Source organism: Microbacterium album, from assembly GCF_014643695.1.
Taxonomy (GTDB): domain Bacteria; phylum Actinomycetota; class Actinomycetes; order Actinomycetales; family Microbacteriaceae; genus Microbacterium; species Microbacterium album.
On sequence record NZ_BMJY01000017.1, the window covers coordinates 37,194 to 52,139 of the forward strand.

Genomic DNA, 14,946 nt, shown 5'->3' on the forward strand with positions numbered 1-14,946 from the left:
TGCGCCCTCAGCGCGTCCGCGGCGATGACTGCTCCGTGAGCGAGGGGTCGTCGATGATGACGCCGCACAGGGCCTTGTCGATGGCGGCCATCGTATCGGCGTCCAGGCGCACCTGGCTCGCGGCGACGTTCTCCGCGAGCTGCTCGGGGCGGGAGGCGCCGACGATCGCCGCGGCGACGTTGTCGTTCTGGAGCACCCAGCTGAGCGCGAGCTGCGGCATGGTGAGGCCCGCCTCGCGCGCGATGGGGACGAGGTTCTGCACGGCGACGAGCGTGTCGTCGGTGAGGAACCGGCTCATGAATCGGAGCCCCGTCGGGTCGGTGGCGGCGCGGCTGTCGGACGGCAGCGGCTGGCCCGGGAGGTACTTGCCGGTCAGGACGCCCATCGCGACGGGGGACCACACGATCTGGGAGATGCCCAGTTCACGGCTGGTCGGGATGACCTCCCCCTCGATGACGCGATACAGGGCGGAGTACTGCGGCTGGTTCGAGATGAGGTGGACGCCGAGCTCCTTCGCCAGCGCGTGGCCCTCCCGCAGCTGCGCGGCCGTCCACTCCGACACGCCGATGTAGAGCGCCTTCCCCTGTCGGACGACGTCCGCGAAGGCCTGCATCGTCTCCTCGAGCGGTGTGGCGTAGTCGTACCGATGCGCCTGGTACACGTCGACGTAGTCGGTGCCCAGGCGGCGGAGGGAGCCGTTGATGCCCTCCATGATGTGCTTGCGTCCGAGGCCGGAGTCGTTCGGGCCCTGGGGCCCGATGGGGAAGAAGACCTTCGTGAGGATCTCCAGCGACTCGCGCCGTTGCCCGCGCAGCGCCTCGCCCAGGACCTCCTCGGCGACCGTGTTCGCGTACACGTCGGCGGTGTCGAAGGTCGTGATGCCCGCATCGAGGGCCGCGTGGACCGTCTTGACGGCGGTGTCGTTCTCGACCTGGGATCCGTGCGTGATCCAGTTTCCGTAGGCGAGTTCGGAGACGCGCAGTCCGCTGCGTCCCAGGGTGCGATGGCCGACCATGGTGCTACTCCTCGGTTCCGTCATGAGTATGGTTCACATATAAACCTATCCCCGCCGCCGCCGTTCCCGGCGGCGGCAACCTGCGTCGAGGGGACGAATCGGTGATACACCCCATCAGCTGCCACCTCAATGTGCTCATCCCGTCGGTGGAAGACCGCGCGCTGCCCGGAGCGCTCGACGCGCTCGCCGCCGCGGGCTGCGACTGGGTGGGCCTGCCGCCCCTTCCGGCCGACGTGGACGTGCGGCGGCTCGGCGGTGCGCTGGGGGCCGCGGGGCTCGCGCCGGTGGTTTTCGCCGTGCAGCGCGCCGACGCCGACGCCTCCTCGGAGGAGCCGGCCGTGCGGCAGGCGGGACGCGACGCGCTGCGCCGGGCGGTCGACGTGGCCGGCGAGCTCGGCGCGGCTCACCTGACGGGCGTGCCGTACGCGCCGTTCGGCCTGTCCGCTCCGTGGTCGACGGCGGCACGCGCGCGGGCCGCGGCGAGCGTGGGCGAGCTGGCGCAGCTCGCCGCGGAAGCGGGCATCCCGCTGACGATCGAGATCCTCAACCGGTACGAGAGCTCCGCGATCAACACGGTCGCCGACGGTCTGGCGTTCCTCGACGAGGTCGGCGCGGAGCACGTCGGCATCCACGCGGACACGTTCCACATGATGATCGAGGAGCCGGACGCGCCCGCCGCGATCCGGGCGCTCGGCCCCCGGCTGGGGTTCCTCGAGCTGGGGCAGTCGGGGCGCGGCGAGCTCGGATCGGGTTCCGCGGACATCGAGCGCGTCATCCGCGCGGCGATCGACGCAGGCTACACGGGCCCCGTCGCGTTCGAGGCGTTCTCCCGCGCGGTGCTGCCGGAGGGCATGGCCGATCGCCTCGCGGTATGGCGCGCCCCCTATGAGGACGGGGCGGCGCTGGTGCGGTCGGCCGTCGCCACGATCCGGGGCGTTCTGGCCGGCGCGGCTTCGGATTGCGATTAACCCAGTTCACATATAACCTGAACCGGTGTGGTCGAAGACGGCCGCCTGGACAAGGGAGTCAACGTGAACGGAACGGCGACGGAGCGCGGTGCGGCCGCGCTCGACCTCGATCCCTTCTCGATCGAGAGCCTGAGCGATTTCCACGCGGTGGACGAGGCCATCCGCGAGGCGGGGGACATCGTCTTCCTGCCGCAGTACGGCGTGTGGTTCACCGGTCGCTACGAGGTGGTCGAGCGGGTCTTCCGCGACTACGAGACCTTCGAGTCGTCGGCGGGCACCGGCATGACCAACATCAAGCAGAAGGAGAACTGGCGGAAGCCGAGCCTCCTGCTGGACAACGACCCGCCGAGCCACACGAAGTACCGGCGCGTGATGACCTCCGTGCTGAGCCAGCGCGTCGTACGCCGCCTCACCGAGGACTTCCAGCGCACCGCGGACGAGCTCGTGGCATCGGTCGTCGCGCGAGGCGAGTTCAACGCGGCCAAGGACCTCGCGGAGGCATACCCTCTCACGGTGCTGCCCGACGCCGTCGGCATCAGCCCCGAGGGCCGGGAGCACCTGCTGCCGTACTCGAACCTCAACTTCAACGCGATGGGCCCCCGCAACGAGCTGTACCACAGGGCGGTCGAGGAGGCCGGGGACGCCGGGAAGTTCGTCGCGTGGCAGATGCGCCGTGAGGCGCTCGCACCGGGCGGTCTCGGGCAGACGATCTACGGCTACGTGGACGAGGGCGAGATCGCCGAAGAGGACGCGGGGATGCTCGTGCGGACCTTCCTCTCGGCGGGCGTCGACACGACGATCTTCGGCATCCAGTTCGCGCTGAAGGGGCTCGCCGAGAATCCGGAGGCGTGGGCCGCGCTGCGCGCCGACCCGTCGATCGCGCGCAAGGCGTTCGAGGAAGGACTGCGCTGGAACGCCCCGAGCCCCTACATCGGCCGCACCGCGGCGCGTGACGCCGACGTCGGCGGCGTGCGGATCGCCGCGGGCGAGAAGGTCATCATGGCGCTCGGCGCGGCCAACCGCGACCCGCGCCGGTGGGAGCGTCCCGAGCAGTACGACCTGGCGCGCGACACCAGCGGCCACCTCGCGTTCGGCACCGGCATCCACGGCTGCGTCGGCCAGATGATGGCCCGCATGGAGGCGACGTGCCTCCTCTCCGCGCTCGCTCGACAGGTCGACACGATCGAGCTGATCGGCGAGTCCCAGCCGTTCTTCTCGAACTGGCTGCGCGGATTCACCGACCTGCCCATGCGGGTCACCACCCGATAACCCCTCGAGCGTCGGCGCCCGTCCGCCGCTCATCCCCTCACACACCAGGAGTCACAAATGAAGCGATCAGCAATGGCGCTGTTGGGTTCGGCCGCCCTCGCTCTGTCCCTCACAGCCTGCGGCGGCCCCGCGCCCGCGAACGGCGGCGGCGACGCCGGCGGCGACGGCGGACTGCGCACCGTCAACGTCGTCGGCGTGCCCGTCGTCGACATGGCGGCGCTGTACGTCGGCATCGACCAGGGCTACTTCGAGGAAGAGGGTCTCGAGCTCAACATCGAATTCGGTCAGGGCACCGCGGCGATGATCCCCGCGCTGCTCAACGGTCAGTACGACATCCAGTACGGCGGGTCCATCAACGTGCTGCAGGCCGTCGACTCGGGCATCCCGATCGAGGCGATCGCCGTCGGCGGGCGCACGACCGGAGTCCAGGGCGAGGACCACGGCGGCCTGCTCGTGCTCGACGACAGCCCGATCCAGGACGCGGGCGACCTCGAGGGCAAGACCGTCGCCGTCAACGCGCTGCGCGGCCTGCACGAGGCGGCCCTGTACGCGTCGATTTCGAAGGCGGGCGGCGACCCGACGAAGGTCTCGTTCGTCGAGATGGCGCTGCCGGACATGGGCGCGGCGCTCGAGAGCGGTCAGATCGACGCGGCCAGCACCTCGGAGCCGTGGCTCGGCGTGCTGGAGGGTCAGGGCGCGAGGCTCATCGCGAGCCTGTACGTCGACGCCGACCCGGCGTTCGTCACCGCGATCTACTTCGCGGCCTCCGAGAAGATCCAGAGCGACCCCGAGCTCATTGAGAAGTTCACCCGGGCGCTCGAGAAGTCGTTCGAGTACTCGAACGCCAACCCCGACGAGGTGCGCGCCGAGCTCGGGAACTTCACCGAGATCGACCCCGAGCTCGCCGAGACGATGATCCTCACGAACTTCGACTGGGGCCTGAGCTACGACGACCTGTTCCTCATCGCGGAGCTCGCCGCCGAGGCCGGCTCGCTCGAGGACCCGGAGACCGCCGCCGCGAACGCGGCTCGCTACCTCGAAAGCCAGTAAGGCGCCGAGGCAGTGCGCACCACGCCATCAGCCGAGAAGGACCGCGTGCAATGAAGAAGATCATCAATGCCCCGACTGATGTGATCGAGGACTACATCCACGGTCTTGTGGGCGCACTGCCTCACCTCGCCCGAGTGGAGGGATGGCCGGTCGTCGTCCGGTCCTCCTCCACCCGGAAGGCGAACGACCGCGTCGCCCTCGTCACGGGCGGCGGCTCGGGCCACGAGCCGGCGCATGCCGGCTACGTCGGCGCCGGCATGCTGGACGCGGCCGTGCTCGGCCCGGTGTTCACCTCGCCGTCCGTCGACGCGGTCTACGCCGCGATCCGCGCGGTGGCAACCGACGCGGGCGTGCTCCTGATCGTCAAGAACTACACGGGCGACCGCCTGAACTTCGGCCTGGCCGCGGAGATGGCCCGCGCCGACGGTGTGCGCGTCGAGACGGTCGTCGTCGCGGACGACGCCGCGCTCGGAGACACCGCGGGCGCGGGCCGCCGCGGGCTGACGTCCACGGTCCTCGTGCACAAGGTGGCCGGCGCCGCGGCCGAACGCGGCTGGCCCATCGAACGGATCGTCGCGGTCCTCGACAGGCTGCTGGAGGGCGCCGCGACGATGGGCGTGGGCCTCGGCCCGTGCCACGTGCCCGGTGCGAGCGCGGCGAACTTCGAGCTGGGCGCCGACGAGGTCGAGTGGGGCCTGGGCATCCACGGCGAGCCGGGACGGGAGCGGGGTCCGCTGGTCTCCTCGCGCGAGGTCGCGCGCGAGCTCGTCACCCGTGTCGTCGCCGACCGGGGCATCCCCGCGGGCGCCGAGGTGGCGGTGCTCGTGAACTCTCTCGGCGGCACCCCGGACCTCGAGCTGCGCATCCTGCAGGGCGACGTGTTCGCCGAGCTCGCGCGCCTCGGGATCCGTCCCCGCCTGTCCTGGGCGGGACCGTTCCTGACCTCCCTGGACATGCCGGGCGCCTCGGTGACGCTCGCCGTCCTCGACGACGAGCTCGCCGAGCTGCTCACGGACGACCACGGCGTCGCCGCGTTCCCCCGCACGATCCCGGCGACGGACCTCGGCCGGCCCGAGGCGGTGCCCGCCCCCACCCTCGCCGACCGCGCCGAGCGGGAGGTCACCGATCCCGCGGCGGTCGCCGCGCTCGACCAGGTCGCCGCGCGACTGGCGCGCGTGCTGATCGACGCCGAGGAGGAGCTCACGGCCCTCGACCGACGGGTCGGCGACGGCGACCTCGGCATCAACCTCGCACGCGGCGCGCGCGCCGTGCTCGACGCTCGCGCCCACCTGCAGGCGGAGTCCGACGCATCCGGATACCTGCGCGCCGTGTCGCAGCTCGTGCGACACCACGTGGGCGGCACATCCGGACCGCTGTACAGCATCCTCCTGCTCGGTATGGCGGAGTCCCTCGAGGGCGCGGCGTCGCCCGGCGCGGACGCATGGGCCGGTGCTTTCGCGGCCGGCGTGTCCCGACTGCGCGACATCGGCGGGGCGGCACCGGGAGACCGCACGATGGTCGACGCCCTCGTGCCCGCCGCCGACGCCGCCACGGCGGGTCACGAGATCCGGGACATCGCCGCCGCGGCGCGCACCGGCGCCGAGGGGACCGCTGCGATCAGCGCGAACCTCGGCCGCAGCAGCTACGTGGGCGATCGCGTGATCGGCACGCCCGATCCGGGCGCCATCGCGGTCGCCGCCCTCCTCGAGGGACTCGCCGCCGTGGGCACCGACTCCCAGGAGGAGGCCCCGTGACGACCACGAACGTCATCGTCGTCGCGCGGCGACGGGCCCTGTTCGGCCCGCGCTTCGCGCCCGTGGGCTGGGGCGCCGCCGGCATCGCCACGCTCGCGCTCGCGCTCGAGGTGCTGCCGCGGCTCGGATTCGTCAACCCGACCTACTTCCCGCCCCTGCACCAGATGCTGGGCGCTCTGGGCGGCCTGGTGCAGACCCAGACCTTCTGGGCGGCCCTGGGCAGCACGGTCCTCGGCTGGCTGCTCGGACTCGCGATCGCGACCGTCCTCGGCGTCGCGCTGGGGATCGTCGTGGCCAGCATCCCGATCGTCGACCGGATGTTCTCCTCGACGATCGAGTTCCTCCGGCCGATCCCCTCGGTCGCTCTCGTGCCGCTCGCGGCCATGCTCTTCGGCACGACGCTGCAGGCGACGCTTCTGCTCGTCGTCTACGCGAGCCTGTGGCCCATCCTGATCCAGGTCGTCTACGGCGTCCGCGACGTGGACCGCGTCGGTCTCGACACCGCGAGGACCTACCGGCTCGGCCTGGCGCGCACGGTGCGCTCGGTCGTGACGCCGAGCATGCTGCCGTACCTCGTCGTCGGACTGCGCCTGTCCGCGTCGATCGCGCTCATCCTCGAGGTCACGGGGGAGCTCGTGATCGGATCGCCGGGCCTGGGCCGGCTGATCGTGAACGCATCGGCGTCCGCGGCGACGCCCATGATGTACGCGCTCGTGCTCGTGACCGCGCTGCTGGGCGTGGCGATCAACGTCGGAACCCGGGCGGCGGAGCGGCGCGTGCTGTTCTGGCACGCCTCCGTCCGATCGGAAGGTGTGTGACATGAGGACCGCCCTTCGCTGGACGGCGACGACCTTCCTCGTCCCCGTCGTGATCCTCGCGGTGTGGACCATCGCGGCCGAGATCTCGCAGAGCATGTTCTGGCCCTCGCCGGTCCGCATCATCGGGGCCTTCCCCGGCACGTGGCTCGAGGGCCGGCTCGTCGACGACGTCGTCCCCAGCCTGCTGCGGCTGCTGCTGGGCTACGTCTGCGCCCTGGTGATCGGCGTGCTGCTCGGGCTGGTGGTCGGCTCGCTGCGCCGGCTCCGGATGTTCCTGGAGCCCGTCTTCGAGTTCTTCCGCGCCATCCCGCCGCCCGTGCTCGTGCCGATCGTGCTGCTCATCACCGGCATCGGCACCAACATGCAGGTGACCGTGATCGCGTTCGGGTGCCTCTGGCCGATCCTCATCAACACGATCGAGGGCGTGCGCGGCATCGACATGACGCAGCTCGACACGGCGCGCTCGTATCGGGTGAAGGGGCCGCTCCGCACGTTCGGCATCATGATCCCGGCCGCCTCGCCGAAGATCGTCACCGGCGCTCGGCAGGCGCTCTCGGTGGGCATCATCATGATGGTCATCAGCGAGATGTTCGCCTCGACGAACGGCATCGGGTTCAACGTCATCCAGTTCCAGCGGCTGTTCCAGTTCACGCCGATGTGGACGGGCATCGTCCTGCTCGGGATCATCGGCGTCCTCGCGAACGCCCTTTTCAAGCTCGTCGAGGGGCGCGTCCTGCGCTGGTACCTCGGCATGCAGGCCCAGGAGAGGTAGCAATGACTCAAGGCAGCAACGACCCGATTCTGCGGGTGGAGAACCTGCGCAAGGTGTACGGCACGGGCGACACCGCGGTGGAGGCCATCGGGGACCTCGACTTCTCGATCGGCCGCAACGAGCTCGTGTGCATCGTCGGCCCGTCCGGCGCGGGCAAGACCACCTTCCTGCGCTGCGTCTCCGGTCTGCTCGCGCCCACGGACGGCCGCGTCGTCCTCGAGGGCGAGACCGTGACGGAGCCGCCCGCGGGGATGGCCGTCGTGCTCCAGGAGTACGGGCGCAGCCTGTACCCGTGGATGTCGGTCCAGGACAACGTGGCGCTGCCGCTCAAGGCGAAGGGCGTCGCGAAGGCGGAGCGCGCCGAGCGGGTGGCGCGTGCGCTGGCGGAGGTCGGTCTCGAGAAGGCGGGACGCAAGTACCCGTGGCAGCTGTCGGGCGGTATGCAGCAGCGCGTCGCGATCGCGCGGGCGATCGCGTACGAGCCCCACATCCTCGTGATGGACGAGCCGTTCGCGGCCGTCGACGCGCAGACGCGCGCCGACCTGGAGGACCTCGTCCGCCGTCTGTGGAAGGAGCTCGGCGTCACGGTGCTGTTCGTCACGCACGACATCGACGAGTCCGTCTACCTCGGCCAGCGCGTCATCGTGCTGTCCCACGCCCCCACGTTCGTGATGGAGGAGATCGAGATCGATCTGCCCGAGGAGCGCGATCAGCTGTCGACGCGGTCCCTGCCGCGGTTCGCGGAGCTGCGCACGCGCGTGTACGAGCGCATCCAGGAAGCGAAGCACACCAACTACCGCTCCGGCCGCCGCTCGCCCGCGCCGGCCACGCGCAGGGGGGTGTGACGCCCGTGCTCACGCTGCAAGTGGCGGAGCGGGTGGATGAGGCGGACGGCGTTGCCGGGCTCATCCTCACCGATCCGCAGGGACTTCCCCTGCCCGAATGGACCCCGGGCGCGCACGTCGACGTGCACCTGGACCGCCCCGGACGCCCCGGGATCGTGCGCCAGTACTCGCTGTGCGGCGATCCCGCCGACCGGTCCCGCTACCGCATCGCGGTGCTGCTGGAGCCTCAGGGCGAGGGCAGCGCGCACATCCACCAGAGCGTTCGGCCGGGCCAGCTCGTGCGCGTCTCGCCGCCGCGGAACCACTTCGCGTTCGAGCCGGCCGAGCGGGTGGTCTTCGTCGCCGGGGGGATCGGCATCACGCCGCTGCTTCCCATGCTGCACGCCGCCGAGGCCGCGGGAACCGACTGGCACCTGCACTATGCGGGGCGCGAGCCGGGCACGATGGCCTTCGGCGAGTCGCTGGCCCGCTTCGGCGAGCGCGTCACGGTCTACGCGAGCAGCCGCGGCGAGCGCATGGCGGTGCCGGCGATCGTCGCGGAGGCCGGCCGCGCGCCGATCTACGCCTGCGGTCCCGCGCGCCTGCTGGACGCGCTCGAGCAGGCGGCGGGGCAGGACACCGACCTGCGCGTCGAGCGGTTCGAGAACGCCAACGAGGTGACGCTGGAGACGGACCACGAGTTCGAGGTGCACCTGGAGCTGACCGGAACGACGCTCACCGTCAAGCCGGGCGAGACCATCCTGGAGAAGGTTGTCGAGGCGGGCGTTCCCGCGCCCTCCTCGTGCCGCGGGGGCACCTGCGGCACGTGCGAGACGTTCGTGCTGGAGGGCGAGCCCGACCATCGAGACGCCGTGCTCAACGCCAAGGAGCGGGAGGAGTCCGAGGTCATGATGATCTGCGTGTCCCGCTGCAAGGGCAAGCGCCTGGTCCTGGAGCTGTGACGGCGCGGCGCGGGCGTTCGTCCCGCGCCGCGCCCGGCCGAGCGCATGCGGCAGACTGAACGCATGCGAACCATCCGCGACCTGGACACCGTCGAACTGATCCTTCAGGCGCAGGGGGTGCTCGACGCGATCCGCGGCCCGGAGCGCGTGATCGACGCCGGCACGCTGCGCGCGTTGCAGCAGTCGGGGAACTACGTGGTCGGCCTGTTCGACGACGACGTCATGGTCGGCGCGTCGATCGCGTTCTTCGGCGTGCCCGCCCGACGCACCATGCACTCGCACATCACGGCGCTGCTGCCCGAGTACCGCGGCCGCGGGTGGGGGCGCGAGCTCAAGGAGCACCAGCGGCAGTGGGCGTTCTCGCGCGAGGTCGGCAACATCACGTGGACGTTCGACCCGCTCGTCGCGCGCAACGCGCACTTCTTCCTGACCGTGCTGGGCGCCCGCGTCACCGGCTACTCCGTGAATCAGTACGGGATCTTCGGGGGCGGCGACGCGGGCGACGAGAGCGACCGCCTCGACGTCGAGTGGGCGCTGGCCGACATCGCCCAGCCGCCTGCGGATGCCGACGTGGTCGCGACGCTCGAGATCCCCTCGGACGTCGAGGCCATGCGGGTCGAGGACCCGGCGGCCGCCCACGAGTGGCGCACCAGGCTTCGCGGCGAGATGGAGGAGCTGCTCGGGCGAGGGCTGCGGATCGCGGGCTTCGACACCCCGCGCGGATACCTCTTCACGTCGGCCTGACCGTGCTCGCGGACGATTGGATCCCGCACCGCCGCCCCGAGGACCGGGAGCTGCTCGGCTGGATCCGGCCCCAGGGTGAGCGTTGGGTCGCGGTGTCGCTCTTCGGCGCGGACGTCAGCGAGCCGCTGGAATGGACGGACGCCGAGGAGGCGCTCGAAGCGCGCGGGCTGTCGTGGCTCGCGGAGCCGTGGGCGCTCGAGCGCGACGGCGAGGAACCGCTGCGCGTGCGCATCGTCGAGGTGTCGCCCACGGCGCCGAACGGCTCGCCCGGGCGCGTGGTCGTGAAGACGGAGGACTTCGGGGCGATCGACGTGCCGTACACGCTGTACGAGCTGCCGTGGCCGCCGCCCGCATCGCTCCGGCCGGCCCGAGCCGGCGAGGGCACCGCGCCCTGGGGCTGAGGAGGCCACCGGACGGCATGCCATCGCGATGGTATCCTGATGGCATGCGGGTGACCATGGACAAGGCGGGGCGAATCGTCGTCCCGGCGGAGATTCGCGAGCGGCTCGGCATGGTGCCGGGGCCGCTCGACATGGTGATGGATGGCGCGGGCATCCGGATCGAGATCCCGACGTCCGACCGGGTCGAGGAGCGCGACGGGCTCCTGGTGCTGGCGGACGACGGACCCGCGCTCACTCCAGACGACGTGCGGGAGCTGCGGCTTGCCGACCAGCGGTGAACCGGACGACGGCGACGCTCGGCTGCTGCTGGACACGAGCGCCGCGATCGCGCTCGTGCAGCCGTCCCATACGAAGCACGAGGCGGTGTTCCGGCGGGTGCGCGGGGTCCGTCTTGGCCTCGCCGGGCACGCCGCAGTGGAGACGTACTCCGTCCTCACCCGCCTTCCGGGGGCGCAGCGGGTCTCCGGGCCCGAGGCCGCCCGCATCATCCGGACGAACTTCCCTCTGACCTACGCGCTGGCCGCAGCGACGGCGGCCGACGCGCCGGACCTGCTCGCACGGCGCGGCATCGCGGGCGGCGCGGCGTACGACGGGCTGGTCGCGCTCGCCGCCGCCGAGGCCGGCCTGACTCTCCTGACATGCGATCGTCGCGCGGTCGGCACCTATGCGCAGTTCGGCGTGGACCTCGAGATCGTCTGAGCGGGCTCGCAGCGGATCCAGACTGCGCGAAGGGGGAGCGTCCCGCGCAGGAACTAGGATTGAGGCATCCGCGCGGCGCCTCGGCGAACCAGCGCGCCCTCCCGCCCTGCGACCATTGGAGCCACCGTGGCCGAGCCCTCCCGCCTCGACAAGGTCATCAGCCTCGCCCGCCACCGCGGGTTCGTCTTCCAGGCGGGAGAGATCTACGGCGGCTCCCGCTCCGCGTGGGACTACGGGCCCCTCGGCACCGAGCTGAAGGAGAACATCCGCCGCCAGTGGTGGCAGACGTTCGTGCGCGGCCGCGGCGACATGGTCGGCCTCGACTCGTCCATCATCCTGCCGTCCAAGGTGTGGGAGGCGTCCGGCCACGTCGCGACGTTCACCGACCCGCTGGTCGAGTGCCTGCAGTGTCACAAGCGCCACCGCGAGGACCACCTGATCGAGGCCTACGTCGACAAGAAGGGCCGCGAGCCGGAGAACGGGATGGCCGACATCCCGTGCCCCGACTGCGGCACGCGCGGCCGCTGGACCGAGCCGAAGTCGTTCTCCGGCCTGGTGAAGACCTATCTCGGTGTCGTGGACGACGCCAGCGGCCTGCACTACCTGCGGCCCGAGACCGCGCAGGGCATCTTCGTCAACTTCGCCAACGTGCTGACCGCCTCGCGCAAGAAGCCGCCGTTCGGAGTGGGCCAGATCGGCAAGGCGTTCCGCAACGAGATCACGCCGGGCAACTTCATCTTCCGCACGCGCGAGTTCGAGCAGATGGAGATCGAGTACTTCGTGCCGCCGGCCGAGGCGGCCGAGTGGTTCGAGCACTGGGTCGACGCGTGCTGGAACTGGTTCGTCGACCTCGGGATCGATCCGGCGCACATGCGCAAGCTCGACATCCCCGACGGTGAGCGCGCGCACTACTCCGACCGCACGATCGACGTGGAGTACGAGTTCGGCTTCCCCGGCAAGGGCTGGGGCGAGCTCATGGGCGTGGCCAACCGCACGGACTTCGACCTGACCAACCACATCGAGGCCTCGGGCCAGAACCTCACCTATTTCGACCAGGCATCCGGCGAGAAGTACGTGCCGTACGTGATCGAGCCGTCGTTCGGTCTCACCCGCTCGATGATGGCCTTCCTCATCGACGCGTACACGGAGGAGGAGGTGCCGAACGCCAAGGGCGGCACCGACACCCGCACGGTGCTGAAGCTCGACCCGCGCCTGGCCCCGGTCAAGGTGGCCGTCCTGCCGCTGTCGCGCAACGAGCGGCTCTCGCCGCTCGCGCGCGAGGTCGCCGACGATCTGCGCGGCACGTGGAACGTCGACTTCGACGACGCCGGCGCGATCGGCCGCCGCTACCGCCGCCAGGACGAGATCGGCACGCCGCTGTGCGTGACGATCGACTTCGACTCGCTCGACGACCGGGCGGTCACCGTGCGCGACCGGGACACGATGGGCCAGGAGCGCGTGCCGCTCGACGGCCTGCGCGCTTACCTCGCCGAGCGCCTCGGGGGCTGATCCCGCGCCGGAGTCACCGACCGTGACAGGAGCGTGACAGCGCTGCTGCGCCCGTGACAGCGTCGCGGCAGCGCGCCGGACGGATCCTGGTGTCTCGGAAAGGAGGCATCATGACCGCATCCACCCCCGCCGTCAGTGCGGAGGGCCTCGTCAAGGCGTTCGCCGGCCACCGCGCTGTCGACGGCGTCGACCTGGTGGTCGAAGCCGGCACGGTGTTCGGCGTGCTCGGTCCCAACGGAGCAGGCAAGACAAGGTGCCATCTCTGACCCTAGTAGCTGGATGCTGCCGCAGCCCTGCGATGACGGTGTCGAGCGCGTACATCGAGTCCGACCACTCCAGCATCGGATCGTCGTAGACAGTGGTCTTCTGGGCCATGCCGCGACGGTAGCCGCTCGACTTGGCGTGTGGTGTAAGTCTCAGAAGCGGATCGCGGCAGATCTGGACATCGGTCGACGTCCCTGGGCAGCCGAATCACGCACCGAGTGCAGCCGATTGACGGTGGGAGTAGCGCGGCCGGGTCCTTTGTCTGACTAAGTGCTCACATACTCAGGCGGTTGAACGACCTGGCTGGGCATCACATCCAGCTCATAACTCGGTCCCGCTACCTGAACGGCCGGAGCCCACGAGACGTTCGGCATGACTCGCTTAGGGGGCTCCGGGGAACGACCTACTGCGGTTCGAGCAACTTTCGCTGCTCGACGTCCCGTTCGCCGAGGTGCGTCAGAACGTAGCGGTCGCCGTTGAGGTGAATCAGATCCTTGGTGTCCAGCGCGTTCAGGGTGCGCTTCAGGTTGGCGCGCATCCCTGCCCTCGCCCAGGAGTGGAGCTCGGTGAAACTGGCACCATCGACACCGCGCCAGTAAAGCAGGGCGAGCATGTGGTCCGATGCCTTCAACTGCTTCAGCACGCGTGGGAAGCCGTCGAAGACTTGGATCAGCGGCACGTCCTTCGACACCAGGGCGACAATGATCCCGTGCGCCTCGGTCGCAGACACGTTGTGGTGGAGGCGCACAAGTTCGGCGAGCACCCACTCCATGTTCCGGACGACCATCGTGGCGTCCTGCTGGTTCGGGTCGATACCGTCGCTAAGGTGCGCCACGTCCCGCTTGTTCCGAATGTCGTAGATCAGACGGAGCGTGCGCGGGATGTGGAAGCGGATGCTCTCAGGCGCAGCCGTAGCCTGCTCGAGTTTGCCCATCAGGGTTGGGACCTTGGGCAGGTTGCCGCCGAGCGGCGTGTACTGCTGTGTCGTCGCCCACTCGAGAATCCGGAACACGGCCTCCGAGAAGCGAGCACCCTCGATCTCGGAGGGCCGCAGGTCGTCGCGGTAGAACCGCCGCTTCGCCTCGGTGAACGCCTCCAGCAATTCCTTCACCAGTTCCGCGGGGATACCTGCGGCGATGAAGCCCTGCTGGACGCGATCGTCGAGCGCGGTCACGACTCGTCCAGGAGGCTGTCCACGAAAGCGGGGAACCCGTTGATGGCAGCGGACTTCGCCCGGATGTGGCGGTTGGTGCCGCTACCGGTGATGAGGTAGCCGTTCAGCGCCTTGATCTGCGACGAGAAGTTCGCCGAGTCGTAGCACTTGAGTCGCTGGGCCTCGGCCCGCACGAGTTCCAGGGAGGTCTCGCTCTCGTTCAAACCGAAACCGCGCACGATGGTGAGGATCTGTGCAATCGCCCGCGTCTTGTCGGCGTTATTCTTGCCCAGCTTGATGCCGGGGAGGCTGACCTTCAGGACCCCGTTGTCGAGGTGGACCAGTTCTTCCAGCTTCTCGCGGGAGACGCCCGTGTGCTGCTCGACGTTGTCGAGGATCGTGCTCTCAGCCTCGGTGATTTTGGACCCATCGCCGTTGGAGTCCCCGCCGTTCGTGCCGCTCCCGGGGGACCCGCTCGTGGCGCCAGGCTTCCCCGTCTGGCCAGACGTACGCGGTGCGGTAGCAGGGGCAACTGCCACGACCTGAGTAGGGGCCAGCAGTCGCACCGCTTCGCGGAACGCGACTTCCTGAATCTTCTCTGGCAGACCGGCATCCTCGACCGCGGTCCACGCCTTCTTTAGCGTCTCGCTGACTTCCATGCAGAGTGGCGTCCCGCATAGTGGTGTAACCGCTCGGTGGCCGGCCCCGTTGTGAACGTGGGCGCGGTCACCGTGTGATCCTTCG

16 protein-coding genes and 1 pseudogene are annotated in these 14,946 nt (G+C 70.2%); 14 read left to right on the forward strand and 3 right to left on the reverse strand.

What is annotated here, in order from left to right:
• Positions 1-7 precede the first annotated feature (7 nt).
• Positions 8-1,015 carry an aldo/keto reductase family protein gene (locus IEX37_RS13890; protein ID WP_188756883.1) on the reverse strand — a complete coding sequence of 336 codons (1,008 nt, stop codon included), beginning with the start codon at positions 1,013-1,015 and terminating at the stop codon, positions 8-10.
• Positions 1,016-1,116: 101 nt separating this feature from the next.
• Between IEX37_RS13890 and IEX37_RS13895 the strand changes: the two genes are divergently transcribed.
• The 14 genes and pseudogenes from IEX37_RS13895 to IEX37_RS13960 form a co-directional block, all read left to right on the forward strand.
• A complete protein-coding gene (locus IEX37_RS13895; RefSeq protein ID WP_188756884.1) occupies positions 1,117-1,983 on the forward strand; it encodes a sugar phosphate isomerase/epimerase family protein in 867 nt (288 codons plus the stop codon).
• Between the two features lie 63 nt (positions 1,984-2,046).
• Positions 2,047-3,252, forward strand: coding sequence for a cytochrome P450 (locus IEX37_RS13900; RefSeq protein WP_188756885.1), 1,206 nt, complete (start codon positions 2,047-2,049; stop codon positions 3,250-3,252).
• A 57-nt stretch (positions 3,253-3,309) separates the two neighbouring features.
• Complete coding sequence (locus IEX37_RS13905; protein WP_188756886.1) at positions 3,310-4,302, forward strand: ABC transporter substrate-binding protein; 993 nt, start codon at positions 3,310-3,312, stop codon at positions 4,300-4,302.
• A gap of 50 nt (positions 4,303-4,352) precedes the next feature.
• Positions 4,353-6,056: a dihydroxyacetone kinase family protein gene (locus IEX37_RS13910; protein ID WP_188756887.1), complete on the forward strand. Its 1,704-nt coding sequence runs from the start codon at positions 4,353-4,355 to the stop codon at positions 6,054-6,056.
• Positions 6,053-6,874: an ABC transporter permease gene (locus IEX37_RS13915; protein ID WP_229663280.1), complete on the forward strand. Its 822-nt coding sequence runs from the start codon at positions 6,053-6,055 to the stop codon at positions 6,872-6,874. The genes IEX37_RS13910 and IEX37_RS13915 overlap by 4 nt, the downstream gene beginning before the upstream one ends.
• A 1-nt stretch (position 6,875) precedes the next feature.
• Positions 6,876-7,646, forward strand: coding sequence for an ABC transporter permease (locus tag IEX37_RS13920; RefSeq protein WP_188756888.1), 771 nt, complete (start codon positions 6,876-6,878; stop codon positions 7,644-7,646).
• 2 nt (positions 7,647-7,648) lie between these two features.
• Complete coding sequence (locus tag IEX37_RS13925; protein ID WP_188756889.1) at positions 7,649-8,491, forward strand: ABC transporter ATP-binding protein; 843 nt, start codon at positions 7,649-7,651, stop codon at positions 8,489-8,491.
• Between the two features lie 5 nt (positions 8,492-8,496).
• Positions 8,497-9,432, forward strand: a complete 936-nt coding sequence (locus IEX37_RS13930) for a PDR/VanB family oxidoreductase (RefSeq protein ID WP_229663281.1) — start codon at positions 8,497-8,499, stop codon at positions 9,430-9,432.
• Positions 9,433-9,495: 63 nt separating this feature from the next.
• On the forward strand, positions 9,496-10,176 hold the full coding sequence (locus IEX37_RS13935) for a GNAT family N-acetyltransferase (RefSeq protein ID WP_188756891.1): 681 nt from the start codon (positions 9,496-9,498) through the stop codon (positions 10,174-10,176).
• A 2-nt stretch (positions 10,177-10,178) separates the two neighbouring features.
• Positions 10,179-10,577: a hypothetical protein gene (locus IEX37_RS13940; RefSeq protein WP_188756892.1), complete on the forward strand. Its 399-nt coding sequence runs from the start codon at positions 10,179-10,181 to the stop codon at positions 10,575-10,577.
• 44 nt (positions 10,578-10,621) lie between these two features.
• On the forward strand, positions 10,622-10,855 hold the full coding sequence (locus IEX37_RS13945) for an AbrB/MazE/SpoVT family DNA-binding domain-containing protein (RefSeq protein ID WP_229663282.1): 234 nt from the start codon (positions 10,622-10,624) through the stop codon (positions 10,853-10,855).
• Complete coding sequence (locus IEX37_RS13950) at positions 10,839-11,276, forward strand: type II toxin-antitoxin system VapC family toxin (RefSeq protein WP_229663283.1); 438 nt, start codon at positions 10,839-10,841, stop codon at positions 11,274-11,276. Before IEX37_RS13945 ends, IEX37_RS13950 begins: the two co-directional genes overlap by 17 nt.
• Positions 11,277-11,402: 126 nt before the next feature.
• Positions 11,403-12,785, forward strand: coding sequence for a glycine--tRNA ligase (locus IEX37_RS13955; protein ID WP_188756893.1), 1,383 nt, complete (start codon positions 11,403-11,405; stop codon positions 12,783-12,785).
• A 110-nt stretch (positions 12,786-12,895) separates the two neighbouring features.
• Positions 12,896-13,036, forward strand: a pseudogene (locus tag IEX37_RS13960) (daunorubicin/doxorubicin resistance ABC transporter ATP-binding protein DrrA); the annotation flags it as partial.
• A gap of 416 nt (positions 13,037-13,452) precedes the next feature.
• Here the strand turns inward: IEX37_RS13960 and IEX37_RS13965 are convergent.
• Positions 13,453-14,223 carry a hypothetical protein gene (locus IEX37_RS13965; RefSeq protein ID WP_188756894.1) on the reverse strand — a complete coding sequence of 257 codons (771 nt, stop codon included), beginning with the start codon at positions 14,221-14,223 and terminating at the stop codon, positions 13,453-13,455.
• Positions 14,220-14,861 (reverse strand): hypothetical protein, encoded by a 642-nt coding sequence (locus IEX37_RS13970; RefSeq protein ID WP_188756895.1) that lies wholly within the window; start codon positions 14,859-14,861, stop codon positions 14,220-14,222. Before IEX37_RS13970 ends, IEX37_RS13965 begins: the two co-directional genes overlap by 4 nt.
• Between the last annotated feature and the right edge of the window lie 85 nt (positions 14,862-14,946).

Coding starts and splice junctions, on each gene's coding strand:
- IEX37_RS13970 (WP_188756895.1), bottom strand. CDS start 14,861: ATGGAAGTCAGCGAGACGCTAAAGAAGGCGTGGACCGCGGTCGAGGAT.
- IEX37_RS13910 (WP_188756887.1), top strand. CDS start 4,353: ATGAAGAAGATCATCAATGCCCCGACTGATGTGATCGAGGACTACATC.
- IEX37_RS13935 (WP_188756891.1), top strand. CDS start 9,496: ATGCGAACCATCCGCGACCTGGACACCGTCGAACTGATCCTTCAGGCG.
- IEX37_RS13945 (WP_229663282.1), top strand. CDS start 10,622: ATGCGGGTGACCATGGACAAGGCGGGGCGAATCGTCGTCCCGGCGGAG.
- IEX37_RS13905 (WP_188756886.1), top strand. CDS start 3,310: ATGAAGCGATCAGCAATGGCGCTGTTGGGTTCGGCCGCCCTCGCTCTG.
- IEX37_RS13920 (WP_188756888.1), top strand. CDS start 6,876: ATGAGGACCGCCCTTCGCTGGACGGCGACGACCTTCCTCGTCCCCGTC.
- IEX37_RS13925 (WP_188756889.1), top strand. CDS start 7,649: ATGACTCAAGGCAGCAACGACCCGATTCTGCGGGTGGAGAACCTGCGC.
- IEX37_RS13890 (WP_188756883.1), bottom strand. CDS start 1,015: ATGGTCGGCCATCGCACCCTGGGACGCAGCGGACTGCGCGTCTCCGAA.